Source organism: Staphylococcus durrellii (assembly GCF_015594545.1).
Lineage (GTDB): Bacteria > Bacillota > Bacilli > Staphylococcales > Staphylococcaceae > Staphylococcus > Staphylococcus durrellii.
In genome coordinates this window covers 1,996,706-2,015,004 of record NZ_JADIIO010000001.1, presented here as the reverse complement: position 1 = coordinate 2,015,004, position 18,299 = coordinate 1,996,706, and the positions used below count along the sequence as shown (strand labels likewise).

The 18,299-nt window shown below is 31.6% G+C and carries 21 protein-coding genes; 14 read left to right on the top strand and 7 right to left on the bottom strand.

Features of this window, described 5'->3' with window-relative positions:
• The first annotated feature begins 175 nt into the window (after nt 1–175).
• Nucleotides 176–793 (top strand): DUF47 domain-containing protein, encoded by a 618-nt coding sequence (locus ISP02_RS09700; RefSeq protein WP_195721366.1) that lies wholly within the window; start codon nt 176–178, stop codon nt 791–793.
• A gap of 13 nt (nt 794–806) precedes the next feature.
• Entirely contained in the window at nt 807–1,814 is a 1,008-nt protein-coding gene (locus ISP02_RS09695; RefSeq protein WP_195721365.1) for an inorganic phosphate transporter, read from the top strand.
• A gap of 910 nt (nt 1,815–2,724) precedes the next feature.
• Here the strand turns inward: ISP02_RS09695 and ISP02_RS09690 are convergent.
• Nucleotides 2,725–3,543 carry a LysM peptidoglycan-binding domain-containing protein gene (locus tag ISP02_RS09690; protein WP_195721364.1) on the bottom strand — a complete coding sequence of 273 codons (819 nt, stop codon included), beginning with the start codon at nt 3,541–3,543 and terminating at the stop codon, nt 2,725–2,727.
• Between the two features lie 350 nt (nt 3,544–3,893).
• Between ISP02_RS09690 and ISP02_RS09685 the strand changes: the two genes are divergently transcribed.
• The 3 genes from ISP02_RS09685 to ISP02_RS09675 all read left to right on the top strand — a co-directional run bounded on the left by ISP02_RS09685 (nt 3,894) and on the right by ISP02_RS09675 (nt 5,950).
• Nucleotides 3,894–4,553 (top strand): Bax inhibitor-1/YccA family protein, encoded by a 660-nt coding sequence (locus ISP02_RS09685; RefSeq protein WP_195721363.1) that lies wholly within the window; start codon nt 3,894–3,896, stop codon nt 4,551–4,553.
• 198 nt (nt 4,554–4,751) lie between these two features.
• Complete coding sequence (locus tag ISP02_RS09680) at nt 4,752–5,468, top strand: YebC/PmpR family DNA-binding transcriptional regulator (protein ID WP_195721362.1); 717 nt, start codon at nt 4,752–4,754, stop codon at nt 5,466–5,468.
• Complete coding sequence (locus ISP02_RS09675) at nt 5,468–5,950, top strand: cupin domain-containing protein (protein ID WP_195721361.1); 483 nt, start codon at nt 5,468–5,470, stop codon at nt 5,948–5,950. The genes ISP02_RS09680 and ISP02_RS09675 overlap by 1 nt, the downstream gene beginning before the upstream one ends.
• A gap of 80 nt (nt 5,951–6,030) precedes the next feature.
• Here ISP02_RS09675 and ISP02_RS09670 read toward each other — a convergent pair whose 3' ends face one another.
• The gene (locus ISP02_RS09670; protein WP_195721360.1) at nt 6,031–7,140 is read right to left on the bottom strand and encodes a 5-methyltetrahydropteroyltriglutamate--homocysteine S-methyltransferase; all 1,110 of its coding nucleotides are present in this window, start codon (nt 7,138–7,140) and stop codon (nt 6,031–6,033) included.
• 198 nt (nt 7,141–7,338) lie between these two features.
• Between ISP02_RS09670 and ISP02_RS09665 the strand changes: the two genes are divergently transcribed.
• From ISP02_RS09665 to ISP02_RS09645, 5 genes are all read left to right on the top strand, one after another.
• Nucleotides 7,339–7,968, top strand: coding sequence for a DUF402 domain-containing protein (locus ISP02_RS09665; protein ID WP_195721858.1), 630 nt, complete (start codon nt 7,339–7,341; stop codon nt 7,966–7,968).
• Nucleotides 7,969–8,185: 217 nt separating this feature from the next.
• Nucleotides 8,186–9,040, top strand: a complete 855-nt coding sequence (locus ISP02_RS09660; protein WP_195721359.1) for a LysR family transcriptional regulator — start codon at nt 8,186–8,188, stop codon at nt 9,038–9,040.
• Between the two features lie 26 nt (nt 9,041–9,066).
• On the top strand, nt 9,067–10,275 hold the full coding sequence (locus ISP02_RS09655) for a sugar efflux transporter (RefSeq protein WP_195721358.1): 1,209 nt from the start codon (nt 9,067–9,069) through the stop codon (nt 10,273–10,275).
• 5 nt (nt 10,276–10,280) lie between these two features.
• The gene (locus ISP02_RS09650; protein WP_195721357.1) at nt 10,281–10,763 is read left to right on the top strand and encodes a DUF456 domain-containing protein; all 483 of its coding nucleotides are present in this window, start codon (nt 10,281–10,283) and stop codon (nt 10,761–10,763) included.
• 203 nt (nt 10,764–10,966) lie between these two features.
• Nucleotides 10,967–12,127, top strand: coding sequence for an MFS transporter (locus ISP02_RS09645; protein WP_195721356.1), 1,161 nt, complete (start codon nt 10,967–10,969; stop codon nt 12,125–12,127).
• A 424-nt stretch (nt 12,128–12,551) separates the two neighbouring features.
• Here the strand turns inward: ISP02_RS09645 and ISP02_RS09640 are convergent, their stop codons facing one another.
• Entirely contained in the window at nt 12,552–13,235 is a 684-nt protein-coding gene (locus tag ISP02_RS09640) for a DUF1129 family protein (RefSeq protein ID WP_195721355.1), read from the bottom strand.
• A gap of 91 nt (nt 13,236–13,326) precedes the next feature.
• On the opposite strand from ISP02_RS09640, the gene ISP02_RS09635 reads away from it, so the two are divergent.
• The 4 genes from ISP02_RS09635 (at nt 13,327) to ISP02_RS09620 (ending at nt 15,344) form a co-directional block, all read left to right on the top strand.
• Nucleotides 13,327–13,794 (top strand): GNAT family N-acetyltransferase, encoded by a 468-nt coding sequence (locus ISP02_RS09635; RefSeq protein WP_195721354.1) that lies wholly within the window; start codon nt 13,327–13,329, stop codon nt 13,792–13,794.
• A gap of 43 nt (nt 13,795–13,837) precedes the next feature.
• Nucleotides 13,838–14,104 (top strand): SA0632 family lipoprotein, encoded by a 267-nt coding sequence (locus tag ISP02_RS09630; protein ID WP_195721353.1) that lies wholly within the window; start codon nt 13,838–13,840, stop codon nt 14,102–14,104.
• 286 nt (nt 14,105–14,390) lie between these two features.
• Nucleotides 14,391–14,687 (top strand): hypothetical protein, encoded by a 297-nt coding sequence (locus ISP02_RS09625; protein WP_195721352.1) that lies wholly within the window; start codon nt 14,391–14,393, stop codon nt 14,685–14,687.
• A 111-nt stretch (nt 14,688–14,798) separates the two neighbouring features.
• Nucleotides 14,799–15,344: a GNAT family N-acetyltransferase gene (locus ISP02_RS09620; protein ID WP_195721351.1), complete on the top strand. Its 546-nt coding sequence runs from the start codon at nt 14,799–14,801 to the stop codon at nt 15,342–15,344.
• 48 nt (nt 15,345–15,392) lie between these two features.
• On the opposite strand, the gene ISP02_RS09615 is transcribed toward ISP02_RS09620, so the two are convergent.
• The 4 genes from ISP02_RS09615 to ISP02_RS09600 form a co-directional block, all read right to left on the bottom strand.
• A complete protein-coding gene (locus ISP02_RS09615; RefSeq protein ID WP_195721350.1) occupies nt 15,393–15,959 on the bottom strand; it encodes an LOG family protein in 567 nt (188 codons plus the stop codon).
• Between the two features lie 2 nt (nt 15,960–15,961).
• On the bottom strand, nt 15,962–16,423 hold the full coding sequence (locus ISP02_RS09610; protein ID WP_195721349.1) for a YaiI/YqxD family protein: 462 nt from the start codon (nt 16,421–16,423) through the stop codon (nt 15,962–15,964).
• A 7-nt stretch (nt 16,424–16,430) separates the two neighbouring features.
• Entirely contained in the window at nt 16,431–17,129 is a 699-nt protein-coding gene (locus tag ISP02_RS09605; protein ID WP_195721348.1) for a hypothetical protein, read from the bottom strand.
• A 172-nt stretch (nt 17,130–17,301) separates the two neighbouring features.
• Nucleotides 17,302–18,177 carry an undecaprenyl-diphosphate phosphatase gene (locus tag ISP02_RS09600; protein WP_195721347.1) on the bottom strand — a complete coding sequence of 292 codons (876 nt, stop codon included), beginning with the start codon at nt 18,175–18,177 and terminating at the stop codon, nt 17,302–17,304.
• Between the last annotated feature and the right edge of the window lie 122 nt (nt 18,178–18,299).

The window sequence follows — 18,299 nt, the reverse complement described above, 5'->3', positions numbered from 1 at the left end:
GGCAAAACTAGTTCTATAAGTTAGTTGTGGTAGGAAGTGAGCAATATTTATCATTTATTGTATTAATTTTTATTAAAAATTAATTAAGAACTTATGTTTAGCTATTATCGTTTTAAATTATTAAATTTATTGATGGTGATTATTAACAATCGCTGTAAATGGAGGATTTTATTGAATGTTTAATAAGAAAAAAGACAAATTCATGGTACAACTAGAGGAAATGGTATTTAACCTAGACCGCGCTGCTATTGAATTTGGAAAAATGGATTTTAATACACACTTGGATTTAAAAGCTTATTCAGACAATATTAAGACATATGAATCACATGGTGATGAATTGATGCATCAAGTGATATCAGATTTGAATCAAACATTCATTACACCGATTGAACGTGAAGATATATTGTCTTTATGTAACGCAATTGATGATGTGCTTGATGCAATCGAAGAAACATCTGGCATGTTTGAAATGTACTCAATAGAATATACTGATGAGTATATGGCAGAGTTTGTTGATAATATCCAAAAAGCAGTGGCTGAGATGAAATTAGCTGTGGGATTACTTGTAGACAAAAAATTATCTCATATGCGTATTCATTCTATAAACATTAAAGAATTTGAAACTAACTGTGATGGTGTTTTACGTCAATCAATTAAACATATTTTTAACAGTGAAACAGACCCTATTACATTAATTAAAATTAAGGAAATATATGAAAGTTTAGAAGATATTGCCGATAAATGCCAGGTAGTGGCAAATAATTTTGAAACAATTATTATGAAAAATAGCTAAGGAGTCCTAATTTATGGAATATATTTTAATCGTCACTATAGCTATTGTAATATTTTCACTGTTATTTGACTTTATCAATGGCTTTCATGATACTGCCAATGCTGTAGCGACTGCCGTTTCTACTAGAGCACTAACGCCAAAAACTGCAATATTTTTAGCCGCAATTATGAACTTTGTTGGTGCATTGACCTTTACAGGTGTTGCAGGTACTATCACTAAAGATATCGTAGACCCATTCAAACTTGAAAATGGGCTTGTCGTTGTGTTATCTGCTATTATAGCTGCAATTATATGGAACTTAGTAACATGGCTTTATGGTATTCCAAGTTCCTCATCACATGCTTTAATTGGTTCTATAGCAGGTGCGGCTATCGCATCCCAAGGATCTTTTGCGGTGTTGCACTACGAAGGATTCACTAAAATTATCGTGGTTTTATTACTATCACCAGTTATTGCATTTATAGTTGGGTTTGTTATTTATTCAATGGTTAAAATTATTTTTAAAAATGCAAATTTAACAAAAACAAATCGTAACTTCAGATTTTTCCAAATATTTACTGCGTCATTACAATCATTTTCACATGGTACAAACGATGCTCAGAAATCTATGGGGATTATTACGTTAGCACTTATCGTTGCAAATATTCAAAATGGTTCTAGCGTAGAGCCACATTTATGGGTGAAGATTGCCTGTGCGACTGCAATGGGATTAGGTACAGCAGTAGGTGGTTGGAAAATCATCAAAACCGTTGGTGGTAATATTATGAAAATTCGCCCAGCAAACGGGGCGGCAGCAGATTTATCTTCTGCTTTAACTATATTTGTAGCTTCATCATTACATTTCCCACTATCAACTACACACGTTGTATCATCTTCAATACTAGGTGTTGGTTCATCTAATCGTATTAAAGGTGTAAAATGGAAAACTGCACAGCGTATGATTATAACTTGGGTTATAACATTGCCAATTTCTGCAATATTAGCAGCACTTATTTTCTACGTTGTTAATTTTATTATATAATTAATAAACATCAATACACATATAAAAAATATGAGTTTGGGAAATAATTCCTAACTCAAGAAATAACATCTCATTCCACTGATTTATTCAGTTAGAAATGAGATGTTATTTTTTATGGTATAAAAAGGTATCAGTAATTAATTATATAATCATTATAAAGAAAAAAGGTTAGTTTCGTTAAATTCCTAATAATAGTAATTATAAATTTTTATAGCGGATCAGATAATGAATTTTGTTTTATGATTAAAAATTTCACATCCATAGTGAGTAAATGATGAACGATGGAGATTGTTATAACCTTTTTAAAAAATTAGATTGGAATGCCCTAAAAACTATTTCAAACTACTATACAGTATTTTTCATGCAGAATGAATATATCAAAGAATTTGGTATTAAAGATTTGTATCTAGCAATAACAGTAAATAAAATGGTGGATTTATTTAAAGACAATCCAGATATAATAGTGGCAATTTATGAGTGAAAAGCATTAGCACATTCAATAGCGGTTGGATTGCTACTTTCTTAGTTCAATATAGGTTTGTTATCGTATTTGTTCAGGTATGTTTTGTGGTCATAGTCACTCACATTTTATATATAGGCATCGGTAATTTACAATGATGGTTATGAATATCGATTTTATACAAAAAGATTTGTGTATAATTTAATTTTAAAAAAAAAACTAAAATTAACAAGGTACTTTAAGTATAAAAATTACAACTTATACTAAATAACACAGTCACTATCAACTGAAGTATAAATTTTTGAAAATAACGTTGCTTATTTTGTAGAAATATAAAATCGGAGGATATAAAAGTACAGGAATATTATATACTGATCATTTTTAATAAAAATACTCAAGCACAATTATTAAATGATGTGCTTGAGTATTTAAATATAAAATATTTACGATTTAGTGAATGTAGTTATAGCTTGAAACTTGAGAAGCTGGAATAGTGCGGTATCCAACTGTACCAGGTGGCGTGTTGTAATTCATTTCTGAAACCATAATGCTACCATCTGGATTAACACGTTCAACATAAGCTACGTGACCTACAGGTCCTTCGTAACTTTGTAAAATAGAACCAACACTTGGGCTGTTATTTACCGTGTAACCATCGTTAGAAGCGTTGTTAACCCAATCTTGTGCGTTGTACCAATATGTACTGATTGGTTTACCTGCTTCTGCACGACGATTAAATACGTGCCAAGTACATTGTCCCCAGTCATATAAGTTTGAACTGTTTGCAGATTGACTTGGTGCCGGGCTTGTAGATGTATCTCCACCGCCTGCACCGCCGCCAGCAGTACCAGCGCCAGGGATTTTTAAAGTTTGATTAGGTTGAATAATATAATTGTTTAAGTTATTTGCTGACATTAGTTCATCAACAGACACACCATACTTATTAGCGATTACTGCTAATGTTTCTCCTGATTGAACAGTATGTGTTGAACCATTAGATGCCTCAGAAGTAGTATTTGAAGTAGTGTTAGAGCTTGAGTCTTGTGATCCACTTCCACCAATTTCAATGACTTGCCCAGGGAATACAATATTATTACTAATATTATTATTTTTTTTGATTTCATCTACTGATGTGTTATATTTTTGAGCGATTGACCAAAGTGACTCACCTGATTTTACAGTGTGTTGCGTAGATGCTTGTGCATCATGATTTGCTAAAATAGCGGCTGTCCCCGATGCAGCAGTAACTGCAAATGCTAACTTTTTCAAAATTACTCCTCCTCAATGTGCTATGAATAGTAGTTTAGCTAAAATAATTCATAGAACGTTCATATATTGTTAATTCACAATCCATACTAACAGAAAAGTAGTTATTTTTGTTTGTTGTTATAAACTTGTAATATTAGCAATATTTAATTATAAAATTACACTTTTGTTTGATTGCGCCTATTAACGCCTTTTATGTAACATTTATTATTGTATTGTATTTGTTAATTTTAAAATTTGTAACATTAAGTAATACAAATTTTGTTAATTCAAAGTACACATATATCATTATGTGTTATTTTATATATATGTTAACTTGAAAATAATAATAAATTAAAAAGGTAGGGAAGAACATGGCAGAAGCTTCACAACAATCAAAGAATTATAATTTGAAGCAAAATAAAGACCAAGCTAAAGCATACGGTAAAGTATGGTTATTCTTTGTTTATTATTGGATAATCTTTGGTATAGGTTGTTATTTTGGACAATTTTTACCTATGTCATGGCGTAAACCATTATCCTTTGCTTTATTAGCGTTAGTACTATTTACTCTATTCACTAATCGTGCGCGTAAATCTGGATTGATAATATCTCATATCTATACTGTGGTAGTTGGTTTACTAGCATATGCAACTTTTACCATCTACTTACAAAATTTAGGTGAGGAAGTATTTTACAAAAACATTATTTTGGCAATAGCCGCATTTATTGTATTCGGTTTAATAGGTTACTTCTTAATTGGTGATGCCTCTAGTATGGGGAAATATTTGTTTGTAACGTTAATAGCTTTAGTTATAGCTGGTATGGTAGGTATGTTTATCCATAATCCAATATTTCATACAATTATTACGGTTGTAGGTTTATTGCTGTTCTTATTATATACATTATATGATTTTAACCGCATGAAACGTGGCAAATTCTCGCCTAGAGAAATGGGTTTTAACTTATTTATAAACTTACTGCATATTATCAAATATGTTTTAAATCTAGCAATGCGAATGAATAAAAAGTAATGTGTCATTGAAAAACATAATAGTATAGAAAAGGCGAGTATGGTTTCATTTAAGGCTAATGTACTCGTCTTTTTTATGTTCACATAGTCAAGTGAATTTGTTATAAATAAAATTACAGCTTTTCAACTATGTAATGAACGTAATTTACGCTATAATATAAATGTTACAATTAGAGGATTTAGAAAGTGAGATGAAATTATGGGTCGTAAATGGAATAATATAAAAGAGAAAAAAGCCCAAAAAGATAAAAATACCAGTCGTATATATGCTAAATTTGGTAAAGAGATTTATGTTGCTGCGAAATCAGGAGAACCTAACCCAGAGTCAAATCAAAATTTACGTTTAACTTTAGAGCGCGCAAAAACTTATTCTGTGCCAAATCATATCATTGAAAAAGCAATCGAAAAGGCTAAGGGCGCTGGAGAAGAAAATTACGATCATTTAAGGTATGAAGGATTTGGACCTAGTGGATCTATGATTATTGTCGATGCTCTTACTAACAATGTTAATAGAACTGCCTCTGACGTTCGAGCTGCCTTTGGTAAAAACGGTGGGAACATGGGAGTTTCTGGTTCAGTTGCTTACATGTTTGATCACACAGCAGTATTCGGTATAGAAGGTTATACAGTAGATGACATATTAGAACAATTAATGGAAAATGACATTGATGTACGTGATGTTGCCGATGAGGAAGGTTTAACGATTGTGTATGCTGAACCTGACCAATTTGCACAAGTTCAAGATACTTTAAAAGAATTTGGTGTTAATGAATTTAAAGTTGCCGAATTTGAAATGTTGCCTCAAAGTGATGTGGCGTTATCTGATGAGGACCAAGAAGTATTTGAAAAACTTGTCGATGCATTAGAAGATTTAGAAGACGTGCAAAATGTCTTCCACAATGTGGAGTTAAATTAATGTGTTCAAACATTGAAAAGTTGATAGATCAATTACAGTTGAAACCCCACCCAGAAGGTGGCTATTTCAGGGAAGTTATTAAGGATAATAGTAGTGAATTAGCACGTGCGCCATATTCTAGTATTTATTTCTTATTGTCACATGATAATATATCGCACTTTCACCGTATAGATGCTGATGAAATATGGTATCACCATAAGGGGAATTCATTATTAGTGCATATGATTAGTCCAGAAGGTCAGTATGAATGCATTAGTTTGGGTAAGGAAATTACTAAAGGCGATGTGTTACAATATGTAGTGCCAAAAGGGACGATATTTGCTTCGTCAATAGCTAATGAAGAAGGCTATGCTTTAGTAGGTTGTATGTGCCAACCTGCGTTTGACTTTAATAACTTCAAAATATTTACTCAGAATGAACTAAAACAACGCTTTCCACATTTAAATAACATTATAGAACGGTATGCGATAGCAGAAATTTAGTATTTAAATTAAAAACAGTTTAACAACGGTTAAAAACGTTGTTAAACTGTTTTTTTACATATCAAAACATCAAGTAACTATTATTTTGCAGTGTTGAAGACATCATTAGCAACTTCTACTACATAAGCTAATTTGTTCCATTGTTCCTCTTCTGTTAATTGATTACCTTCTTCAGTTGAAGCGAAACCACATTGAGGACTTAAACATATTTGGTCTTCACTAATATATTTTTTTGCTTCCTCAATACGCGCTAAAATTGATGCTTTATTTTCTAGTTCTCCACTTTTTGAAGTGAATAAACCTAGTACGGCTGCACTATTTTCTGGGAAATAGCGTAAAGGTTCGAAATCGCCTGAGCGGTCATCATCGTATTCTAAGAAAAAGCCACCAAGTTGTTCTTTAAATAGATATGGCGCTATAGGTTCATAACCACCAGAAATTGCCCATGTAGATTTATAATTACCACGACAGATATGCGTTGTGATTAATAAATCCTCAGGTAATCCTTGGATCGCTTCGTTAATAACTGAATAAGCTAATTGTCTAGCGTGTTCTTTTTCTTCTTCTGAACGATCACGACCTCTTGTTTTTTGTGTACCTGAAGTTAAGTTCGCCCAATATACGTCGTCTAATTGAATGTAGCGTGCGCCTAAATCATAAAATGTTTGTAAAGATTGGTGATAAGCTTGAGCTACGTCATGCGCATAGTCTCGAATATCTGGGTATATTTCATCATTTAAAATGTCTGGATGGAATAATTGATTAGGGCTTGGAATAGATACTTTTGCAATGCCACGATCTCCGACTTTATTAAATAAAAATTTAAAGTGATCAAAATGAGGATGGTCTTTGTTAAATCGAACTTTATCTACAATGCGTACATTATGACTACGTGTTTCAACTCCTTCAAACGATAGCCCATGTTCTGGTGTGTATCCTTGAACACCGTCTAAATTTTCTAAGAAGTCAAAATGCCACCAACTTCTTCTAAATTCACCGTCTGTAATACTATGTAATCCTACTTCTAATTGTTTTTCTATGATACGTTCAATTTCTTCATCTTCTACTTTCTGCAAATCTGTAGCTGAAATTTCATTGTTTTGAAACTGTGTTCTAGCTTCTTTTAATCTTTTTGGCCTAAGTAAGCTACCTACATGGTCGGCGCGAAATGGTCTGTTTAAAACTGTCATTCATCTTCCCCCAATAGTTGTATAGAATTTTCTGAAAATATACTTTAATTTAACAAAATAGCTAAAGGTTGTCAATTTAGCTTTATTACTATGAAATATAGTACAATAGTTACAATTAAAAATTACCGCTCAATTATTCATACTATGGATGACATTATGAAATCAGTTTTATATAATAGGAGCAAGGAGTTGGTGACAGTGAAAGTAAAATATATCGATAAACGTCACTGGCGTCGAATCGTAGATAGAGACTATGTAGAGGTAAAGGTCAATAATAATAAATTTAAAGGTATTATTGGCTTAGTAACTATGAAAAAGGTACGTGAGCCACTAGAGGTTTCAGTAGTTGGTCAACAAATCACTGTAGCAGATGATAATTATCAGTGGTTACAAATATTACCTGAAAAGAAGCGTTATAGTATTACCGTTATGATTGATAATGAAGGTAATCCATTAGAGTATTATTTTGACATAAATATTAAAAATATTACGCAAAAAGGTAATGCAAGAACTTTGGATTTGTTTTTAGATGTATTAGTACTACCTAATGGTGAATATGAGTTGGTTGATGAAGAAGATTTGCAACGTGCGTTATCTCAAGGTCAAATAACTAAGAAGCAATATCACGAAGCATATGTTATTGCACATCAGTTAATGATTAAAATTGATAAAGATTTTCCACAAATGCAAGAAAAAATCATGTATTGTTTCCACAAAATTAAGCACAAAACGTCTGGGCATAAACAAAATAAATTTAATAAAGGTAAGACACATCATAAAAAACATACACATCCGCGTCACAAAGAAAATCAGCAAAATGAAAACTAGACTTTTGCTCTGTTTAACGAATATAAAATTTATAGTGTTGAATAATGAATTATTCATATTTTTAGTGAGTTATTTTAGTGAAAGCAATAATTTGAAAATAATTAATGTTAGGAATAAGTTTTAATGTTAATATCAGCAAATAGTTAATGAATCAAAACTAATTGATACACGTCATCTAAAGACAAAAACTAATTTAGAAAAGCTTTAGGGGGTTATTATGAAGGTTGACGATTATCGTTTAATTACGACTTTAGATGAGACCAAAACGTTAAGAAAGGCTGCAGAGATTTTATATATTTCTCAACCGGCAGTTACACAAAGGTTAAAAGCAATCGAAAATGCATTCGGTGTAGACATTTTTATTCGTACGAAAAAGCAATTGATAACAACAACAGAAGGGTCAATGATTATTGAACACGCGAAAGAAATGTTGAAAAAAGAAAGGCTATTTTTAGATAAGATGCAAGCGCATATAGGTGAAGTTAATGGTACGATATCTATAGGATGTTCATCACTTATAGGACAAACTTTATTGCCAGAGGTGCTTAACTTATATACGCGACAATTTCCTAACGTTGAAATACAAGTACAAGTAGGTTCGAGTGAACAAATTAAAGCAAATCATAGAGACTATCACGTCATGATAATAAGAGGCAATAAGTTGATGAATTTAAATAATACACATTTATTTAATGATCAACATTATTTTATACATCCACATAATAGACGCGACGAAGTAAGTAAATTACCTTTTATTGAGTTTCAAGCCGATCCAGTATATATAAATCAAATCAAAGAATGGTATAGCAATCATTTAGGACAAGATTACCATGCTATGATAACTGTGGACCAAGTTGCCACCTGTAAAGAAATGCTACTAAACGGCGTAGGGGTAACTATTTTACCTGAAATTATGATGAAGAATATGGATAAAGAACAGTTTGATTTTAAACGTGTTGATATTGAATCTCATCCGTTAATTCGTTCTACATATTTGAGTTATGATGGTAGCATGGTACAACTACCACAAGTAGAATCATTTATTAACTTGGTGATGGAATACGTCAAATAATGCTGAACGGGATTGAGGGTAAATAAATGTTTATACAACTGTTACACATTAAAAATTATAAATTATTTGTATTCAATATGATGTTACTAGGTATGGGCATTGCAATCACTATCCCTTATCTTGTGCTTTTTGCGACAAATGATTTAGGTATGACGACGACACAATATGGTTTGTTGTTGGCTTTAGCGGCAATCAGTCAGTTTACTGTTAATTCAATCGTTGCCAGGTTCTCAGATACGAAAAATATTAATCGTAAGTTTTTAATTATCGCGGCACTATTAATGGGTGCTATGAGTTTCGGCATTTATTTCTACATAAGAGAGATATGGATTTTTATAGCAATGTACGCAATATTTCAAGGTTTGTTTGCCCCAGCCATGCCGCAAATGTATGCTTCTGCAAGAGAATCTATTAATGCTTCTGCATCAAAAGATAGAGCAAAATTTGCGAATGCTGTCTTGAGGTCCATGTTTTCTTTTGGATTCTTATTTGGACCTTTAATAGGCAATGGCTTATTAGCACTTAAAGGGTACGCCGGATTATTCGGCGGTACAGTTGGTATTATTTTATTCACTTTAGTTCTACAAGTGTTGTTCTTTAAAGATATTAAATCAGCACCTAATACAACTGATATGAATTATGTCGAAACGGCGGCACCTAATATGCTTAAAGACAAAACTTTAATTATACCTTTTTTAGCATTTATTTTATTGCATATTGGACAGTGGATGTACACGTTAAATATGCCATTATTTGTAACGAAATATTTGGGTGAAAGTGAAAAGTATGTGGGTTACTTAGCTAGTTTATGTGCGGCACTTGAAGTACCATTTATGGTGTTATTAGGTATTTTATCTGCTAAATTACAAACGAGAACTTTATTAATATTTGGCGGGCTTTTTGGTGGGCTATTTTTCTTAAGCATTGGCTTCTTTGATAGTGTGAAGATGATGCTAGTCGGACAAGTATTTCTTGCTCTTTTTTTAGCTATCTTATTGGGATTAGGTATTAGTTATTTCCAAGATATTTTACCGGCTTTTCCAGGTTATGCGTCTACACTTTTTGCCAATGCAATGGTTATAGGTCAATTATGTGGTAATTTATTAGGTGGTGCCATGAGTTATTGGGTAGGATTAGGTAATGTATTCTATGTGTCTGCAACATCGCTACTTGTAGGAATGGTACTTATTTTCTTTACTAAAGATCACAAATATACAGAAGAAGTTACGGAGTAGATATAATGTCAGTTCTAGTATGGTTATTTATTATTATAGCATTTGCTCTAGCATTTATTGGTTTAATCAAACCTATTATCCCATCGGTACTTATGTTATGGATAGGTTTTCTAATCTATCAATTTGGAATACATAATGGACAGCTTTCTTGGGTGTTTTATGTTTCAATGTTGTTGTTTACAATATTTATATTGATAGCCGACTTTATTATGAATAAGTATTTTGTTAACAGATTTGGTGGCTCTAAAACAAGTGAATATGTTGCATTAGTTGGTGTGTTGGTAGGTTGCTTTGTCTTTCCACCATTTGGTATTATTATCATCCCATTTATTGCGGTTCTTGTAGTAGAGTTCATATTAGAATCTAACTTTAAAACAGCCTTAAGTGCTAGTTTTGGATCGGTAATCGCATTTTTAGCTAGTTCTGTTGCACAAGCGATTATTATGATTATTATGGTTATTTGGTTTTTCATTGAAGTGTTAATATAAAAATAAAAACAAACGAAGACAGTAAAAAGTAGTCGAAAATAACATGATTTTGACTACTTTTTTATTTTATTAGATATTTTATATAAAAGATGATAATTAAGATAAAATTTCATGAAAATATTTAAGCAATACACTTGTTTCTTTTACTTTATTTTTAGTATAATCTCAATCATGTGCAAAAAGTGAAATGGGAGGTATTGTAAATGAAATATCCAATAGCAATATGGATGTTAGCAATTGGTGCTTTTGCTATAGGCATGACTGAATTTGTAATCATGGGTCTATTACCAAACGTTGCCAGAGATTTTGGCGTTTCTGTTAGTCAAGCTGGACAATTAATTACCGGTTATGCGCTAGGAGTTGCAATAGGTGGACCTATATTAGTAATGTTAACAATTAAATGGAATAGAAAAATGTTACTACTAGTTTTGATGGCAATATTTGTTCTTGGTAATATTGCCGCGTCACTTAGCCCAAGCTATGGTGTTATGTTGACAAGTAGAATAATTACATCGCTAGCGCATGGTTCATTTTTCGGTATTGGTTCAATCTTAGCCGCAAGTATGGTTAAACCAGCCTACAGAGCAAGTGCTATGGCGTTAATGTTTATGGGACTAAGCTTAAGTAATATTTTAGGCGTGCCATTTGGTACGTTAATCGGACAAAATTTTGGTTGGCAAATGACCTTTGTTGTTATTGCAATTATTGGTGTGCTTGCATTTATAGGGATTATTTTCTTTGTACCGAAGACGGAAACTAATAAAGACGCATCAGTAATTAATGAACTAAAAATATTGAAAGAAAAGCGTTTATGGTTAACGTTAGCAGTAACACTATTTGGTTTTAGTAGTGTATTTGCATATTTTACTTACATTTCCTCTGTTCTAATAGATGTTTCACACGTGGCAGAAAATTTAATTTCTTATATATTAATTATCTTTGGTGTCGGTGTAACGTTAGGCAATATTGTTGGAGGTAAATTAGCAGATTGGAATTTAAATAGAGCATTGAAGATTATTTTTGTAACGTTTATTCTTTACTTTATATTATTATACTTTATTCAAATGAATAGCATTTTAATGGTAGCAGGAGTCTTTTTCTTCGGCTTAATAGGCTTTAGTATGAGTCCATCTCTACAATTTAAAAGTACGTTGATTTCACAAGACGCTCCGACACTTGCAAGCACGTTGAATCAATCAGCATTTAATTTAGGTAATGCTTTAGGCGCATTTTTAGGTGGTGTGGTAGTAACACAACTGCCAATTGCTTCTTTAAGTTTAATAGCGCCGATTCTAACGTTTATAGGTTTAATATTTTTATTGATTAGTACTCAAGTAGAAAAAAGAGACAATAAAACAGTTTAAAAAGAGTTTGGAACATAAATATCTCTGACTTATAAATAAACGTCAGTTGCTATCGAAATGAGATAGTAATTGACGTTTTCTTTGTTGTTATGAAGTTTTATTGCGCATTGCTAATTTAGTTTAATCGTATTTATTAAATGATATAAACCGTCTTATTTTCGGAGCATACTTACATGAAAGTTAATCGTTTGCATTGATTGTGATACGCCTGCAAGCATATTATGTGTATTGATTCTGCCCACGACAAGTGAGATGATTAAAATAAAAAAGTATTATTATTGGCAAAACTGAAAATCCTGAGGTGAAGTGACGAACTAAAGCCGAAACCTAGGAAACTGAGCTATATAATATAAAATACTAAAACAAAAGCAGCCCTTAAATCATTTAAGGGCTATTAGTTTGAATTTTGTCTTAGAATTATTTTTTATAATGTAGTATCTGAATTTTTATTTGTAATATGGTGGTCAATATATAATGATATTGGAATAATAATTAAGGACATTATAATAAACACCCAATTACCGATAAATATATGTGGTCCAAACGCTAAATATGATTGAGGTATGAAAAAAACATAAAATATGGCAAATATAAGGGTAATGATAACAAAATAAGTAATTAACCAATTTAGTTGAGATCTACTAAAACACTGCATTTGTATTGCTTTGAAGATGACCCAAATAAATAAGAACATGATGAAAATACCAACAATTAAAATGATAGGGAAGGTATATAAATAGATATTTTTGGCACCTATAAAAAATCCTATAAAACCTTTTAAAAAACAAAACATGCCTACAAATAAAATGAAATGCTCCACAATATATTTGAAAATATTAGTGACCGTTTCATTAGGCAGCGCTTTTAGTTCTTTTTTTGCATGATTTTTTGGATCGTGACCAAAGAAATCCATCGCATGTATACCACGTTCTTCTGCGTTGAGTAATTGCTTCAGTATGCGATTCAACATTCTTTCTGAATCATGTGGATTTACACTTAAATCAGCGCGTACGTATGTCATATAATTTTCAAAAATCTCTCTATCTGTATTATTTAATCGTAAAGATTTAACATTGTTTTCGCGTGTTAACTTATCAGTAGATTTCATTTGAATTTAGATTCCTTTTATTAGAGTATTGATTTCTACACAATTATGACTAATATTAGTAGAGAAATCAATATTATGTAAAGAGGCTATTATGAGAAAATTAAAGTTAGAAGATAAACAAATTATTAATCAAATTGCTTATATTCATGAACGTGAGCTAGCAGAACAAAATAATGCGCCACGACCTACAAATTTTGCGGTGAGTTTACGAGAAGAAATGATTATAAGACGTATAAATTATATGAGTGACGCAATTTATATAAACCTTATCGATGGCAACCTTGCCGGATTTATTTGGGGACATTTTCAAAAAGAAAATAAAGTAGTAGTGATTGAAATGTTATATGTAGCACATAACTACAGAAAACAACATATAGCGAGCTTACTAAAAACTACTATAGAAAATTGGGCAATAGACAATCATGCACACAAAATCATCGGTACTATTCACAAAAACAATACTGCCATGTTTGAATTGAATAATAAGTTGGGTTATGCTACGGAAAAATTAATAATGACAAAAGATCTTACGACTTTGGATGAACAACTTAAAGAATAATGGTAAAATAAAGTATGATAGTTTAATGATAAGGAGCTCACGTATGAAAAAGTGGTTTATTCTAATTCTCGCATCAACCATTGCTCTATCAGGTTGTGGCAAAAGCGCAGAGAAAGAGTCATTACAAAAAGACATTAGTAAATTAGAAAAAGAAAACAAAGAATTGAAAGAGCAAAAAGATAAATTATCAAAACAACAAGATAAATTGAAAAATCAAGCAGACCAACTAGAAAAAGATATCGATGATGGTTCAAGTATTGATGATAGTAGTGATAAAGAGAAGTCCTCTCATAAAAAGAAAGATAAGTAAATGAATGAAAATAAGTCCTTGAAGATATATATCTGTATAACTAATAGAAAAATTATTTAATTATTATTAATAATTATGTTACAATATTTTCTATAAAATAATTTGTAAGGGTTTTATTTTCAATAGTAACGGGTATTTATTTGTCATAAAATATAAATTGTTGGAAAACTTGTGTACTTTATGAGTAATCATAATAAATTTGTAAATCATAACATTAGACTTTTTAAATGAAATCGTAATATAAAGCAATATTTTGAGGACTGGTGGAGAAAGCGAGGGAGTATTTATGCATGAACAAGATTTTGATATCTTAGAAGGTCGTTCAATTACTTTACCTGAACTAGGTAAGGAATTAGAAAATATTACTGGCAGACAAATTAAAGATTCAACTGGCGAAATTAAGCGTGTCGTTGCACATTTACCTAATTTTGAATCAGATACTGATACATTTGTAGCTACATATAGATTGGATCATCAAAATGATTTAATAGATGCTACATTTACAGCACCAAAAAGTGAAAGAAATAGATTGAAAGAAATTGCAGTTAACATACAATTAATTAGTTATATTACTAAAGCATAATGGTAATCTCACTTATAAAATTCATTACGTAGCGCGATATGATTAATCATAACGCGTTATTTTTTATAGCAATATAAATATATTAGCATTAGTAATAAAGAGGTGTGAAATATGACAGTTTATATCGAAACTGAACGTCTTATTTTAAGAGATTGGCATGAAGAAGATTTATTACCATTTCAACAAATGAATGCAAATCAACAAGTGAGACGATTCTTTCCTAGTTTATTGAGTTACCGTCGCTCTGAACTAGATATGAAAATGATAGACGAAATTATTAAAGAACGCGGTATTGGACTCTTTGCCGTTGAATTAAAAGAAACGGGGGGATGGCTAGGGTTTATTGGCGTGAATTATATAGCCACTGAGAGTAAATATAGTTTTGATGAATTGCCTTTTTATGAAATAGGATGGCGATTAATCCCAGAAGTATGGGGAAATGGTTTTGCCTCAGAGGGTGCAGAAGCAGTATTAGAATTTGCCGCTAAACAAGGTATAGAAGAAGTTTATGCCTTAACTGCAGAACAGAATATTAGTTCTATTAAAGTGATGGAAAAAATTAATATGCATTTCTATGATTATTTTGAATATCCTGATTTAAGTAATTACGATCCATTAAAAAAACATGTAAGGTATTATAAAAAGTTAGTAAGATAAAAAGCAATGTAGCACATGATAGTTGGATATGTGCTACATTGCTTTTTATTAATCATAAGTACGAACACCGAGCGGTGTATAGTTTTCTAATGTAGATAAAAGGTCTTCTTTCGTATTACATAAAGGTGCTAATTGTTTATATTTGTCATCTATAAATCCCTCGGTAATCATGTGTAATAATAAATCTGCTAGAGGATTAAAAAAGTTATTAATATTAAACATTGCGATTGGTTTCTGGTGAATACCAATCTGAGACCAACTATACATTTCGAAAAATTCTTCTAACGAACCAGCGCCACCTGGCGCCATAACAAAAGCATCAGCAAGTTCAGCCATTTTATTTTTACGTTCATGCATAGAATCTACAAGAATAAGTTCGCTGACTTTTTGACTTGTAATTTCTCGTTCATCGAGCATTTTAGGAATTACGCCTGTCACTTTACCTCCAGCATCTAACACACCATCTTGTATCGCTCCCATAATACCTACTGATCCGGCACCGAATATTAGTTCATAGCCATTTTCCGCCATGTGTTGTCCTAATTTATAAGCTTCTTTGACGTAAATAGGGTTGTTCCCCTTACTTGCACCACAATAAACTGCTATCTTTTTCATTCTTATTGCTCCTCATCTATGTAATCATTCAAAATTTGAGTTAATATGGTTTCAAACTGTGATTGGTCATCTGCAGTGAATTTAGATGGGCCTTTTGTTCTACCACCACTTTTTCTAAATTGAGCGTTTGCATGTCTCTGGGCGAGTAAAGTATCGATATTATCGTTTGTATAGATACGGCCTGAATGATGTAACACCATTGCTACCTTATTTAATAATAGGCTAGCTAGGCCATAATCTTGAGTAATAACGATATCTTCGGAATTTGAAAGTTGTACTATTTTATAATCAACTGCTTCTGGATTATTATCGACATAAACTGTACGTACGTGTTCCGGCTGGATAGTCGTAGAGTAGTGACTAAAACTGCGTACAACGATAACAAAAATGCCTGTCCCTGTAGTCAATTCAATAACTGAATGAGTTACAGGACAAGCATCTCCATCTATGATAATTCGAGTCACAAGTAGCCTACTTGCCTTGCTCTTTATTTTGTTTTACGACGCTTTTCGCGTCATAATTTTTATACTTTTTAAACTCAGCAAGGCGTGCTTTTTTGCTTTTTTCCAGCTCTTTTTCTTCTTCTTTATGTCGTTTGGCGATGCGTTTTTGTAAAATTTTATCTAACTTACTAATTTCTTTACGGTTTTCTTTGGCAAGTTTGGCACCTTTTTTCTCAGTTTCTTTATCAACTTTGCCTGGTGTTAAACCAACATTATCCATATATTTATTGCTTTTTTTCATATTTTTAATGCGCTCTGATTGGTTCTCTGATCTTAATTTTTCTTCTTCTTTATGACGCTGTTCAATACGTTTTTGTAATTTTTTATCTAACTTTTCAGCTTCTTTACGGTCTTCTTTGGCTGCTTTATCTTCTTGTTTTTCGATATAAGATGGGTCGCTTTCTTTTGCGATACGTTTTAGCTGACGTTTTTCATTCAAATGCTGTTTCTTTTCAACAACATAATCTTTTGCATCACCTGATTTATCTACAACAGCATCTTTGAACTGAACAGATTTATGTGCTACTGTCTTTGAAGCTTTAACGGTAGCATCAGTTGCTTTTTTAACATCTGGTTGTTCATTAATACGTTTACGTTCTAAAACAAGTGGAACTAGAAAGATTGGTAAAACGTTGATTAATGTTTTCACTAAATACTTTTTGTCCATAACGTTGCCTCCATATAAATATACTAAATAGTATTTACCCTTTGATTGACTAAAATAAACGCTACAAATGAATTAACGACAATTCATTTAGGTTAAGATATTATATTAACATTTCTAAAGAAAAAGGGACATTAATCATAACAATTAATGTTAAAAATAATGTCCGTAATAATTATGCGCTTGTAATATGATGACCTATACCAAAACCGAAATAAAGAATGGCAATAATTATAACTAAAATGATTCTATATATGGCAAATGGTAAGAGTTTCACTCTACTAATTAAATGTAGGAATAATTTAATAGTGATTAAGCCAAAAACAAATGCTGCTAAAAATCCAAGAATGTAAAAAGGTAATTGATTTAAATGAATAAATTCAATGTTTTTTAATAATGACAAACCACTAGCTCCTAGCATAATAGGAACAGACATCATAAATGTAAAGTCCGAAGCAGCTTTATGGTTCATTTTCATAAGTACGCCGGTAGATATTGTAGAACCAGATCTGCTGAAACCTGGCCACATTGCAATTGCTTGAGATAAACCGATAATAAAAGCTTGTAAATAATTTATTTGATCTACTGTCTTAGGATTAGGGACTTTTTTACTGTAAATATCTGCCAAGATCATATAAACTGCACCAATCAGTAAGCCAATCATTACAGTAGGTACACTAAACAAATAATTTTCGATTAAATCATCAAATAGTAATCCCAGTACTCCAGCGGGAATCATGCCAACCAAAATATGTAATAGATTTAAACGCTTAGGTTTACTTCTGAGGCCATCGATAGGTTGAGATTTGTATTTACCTATATGAAGCATTTCGAAATAACGCTCTCTAAAGACCCATGCGGCTGCAAATACAGAGCCAAGTTGAATAACTACTTTAAAAGTGAACGCCGATTCAGAACCTAAAAAAGTTCTAGATTTCAACCACATGTCGTCAACTAAAATCATATGTCCTGTAGATGAAACTGGTGCGAATTCTGTTAAGCCTTCGACAATACCTAAAATAATTCCTTTAATTAATTCTAGTATTAACATAATTTACCTACTTTCATATTAATTGTTAATTTTTTTCATTTTTCATTTTCTTATAATATCATGAAATCAGGTAAAGTTATATCAATAACGAGTAATTTAATGTCGCTTTAAGAAAGCTATGA

Coding starts and splice junctions, on each gene's coding strand:
- ISP02_RS09640 (WP_195721355.1), bottom strand. CDS start 13,235: ATGAAATCTACTGATAAGTTAACACGCGAAAACAATGTTAAATCTTTA.
- ISP02_RS09605 (WP_195721348.1), bottom strand. CDS start 17,129: ATGGACAAAAAGTATTTAGTGAAAACATTAATCAACGTTTTACCAATC.
- ISP02_RS09650 (WP_195721357.1), top strand. CDS start 10,281: ATGTCAGTTCTAGTATGGTTATTTATTATTATAGCATTTGCTCTAGCA.
- ISP02_RS09670 (WP_195721360.1), bottom strand. CDS start 7,140: ATGACAGTTTTAAACAGACCATTTCGCGCCGACCATGTAGGTAGCTTA.
- ISP02_RS09660 (WP_195721359.1), top strand. CDS start 8,186: ATGAAGGTTGACGATTATCGTTTAATTACGACTTTAGATGAGACCAAA.
- ISP02_RS09635 (WP_195721354.1), top strand. CDS start 13,327: ATGAGAAAATTAAAGTTAGAAGATAAACAAATTATTAATCAAATTGCT.
- ISP02_RS09680 (WP_195721362.1), top strand. CDS start 4,752: ATGGGTCGTAAATGGAATAATATAAAAGAGAAAAAAGCCCAAAAAGAT.
- ISP02_RS09700 (WP_195721366.1), top strand. CDS start 176: ATGTTTAATAAGAAAAAAGACAAATTCATGGTACAACTAGAGGAAATG.
- ISP02_RS09685 (WP_195721363.1), top strand. CDS start 3,894: ATGGCAGAAGCTTCACAACAATCAAAGAATTATAATTTGAAGCAAAAT.
- ISP02_RS09615 (WP_195721350.1), bottom strand. CDS start 15,959: ATGAAAAAGATAGCAGTTTATTGTGGTGCAAGTAAGGGGAACAACCCT.
- ISP02_RS09620 (WP_195721351.1), top strand. CDS start 14,799: ATGACAGTTTATATCGAAACTGAACGTCTTATTTTAAGAGATTGGCAT.
- ISP02_RS09630 (WP_195721353.1), top strand. CDS start 13,838: ATGAAAAAGTGGTTTATTCTAATTCTCGCATCAACCATTGCTCTATCA.
- ISP02_RS09695 (WP_195721365.1), top strand. CDS start 807: ATGGAATATATTTTAATCGTCACTATAGCTATTGTAATATTTTCACTG.
- ISP02_RS09625 (WP_195721352.1), top strand. CDS start 14,391: ATGCATGAACAAGATTTTGATATCTTAGAAGGTCGTTCAATTACTTTA.
- ISP02_RS09655 (WP_195721358.1), top strand. CDS start 9,067: ATGTTTATACAACTGTTACACATTAAAAATTATAAATTATTTGTATTC.
- ISP02_RS09600 (WP_195721347.1), bottom strand. CDS start 18,177: ATGTTAATACTAGAATTAATTAAAGGAATTATTTTAGGTATTGTCGAA.
- ISP02_RS09675 (WP_195721361.1), top strand. CDS start 5,468: ATGTGTTCAAACATTGAAAAGTTGATAGATCAATTACAGTTGAAACCC.
- ISP02_RS09645 (WP_195721356.1), top strand. CDS start 10,967: ATGAAATATCCAATAGCAATATGGATGTTAGCAATTGGTGCTTTTGCT.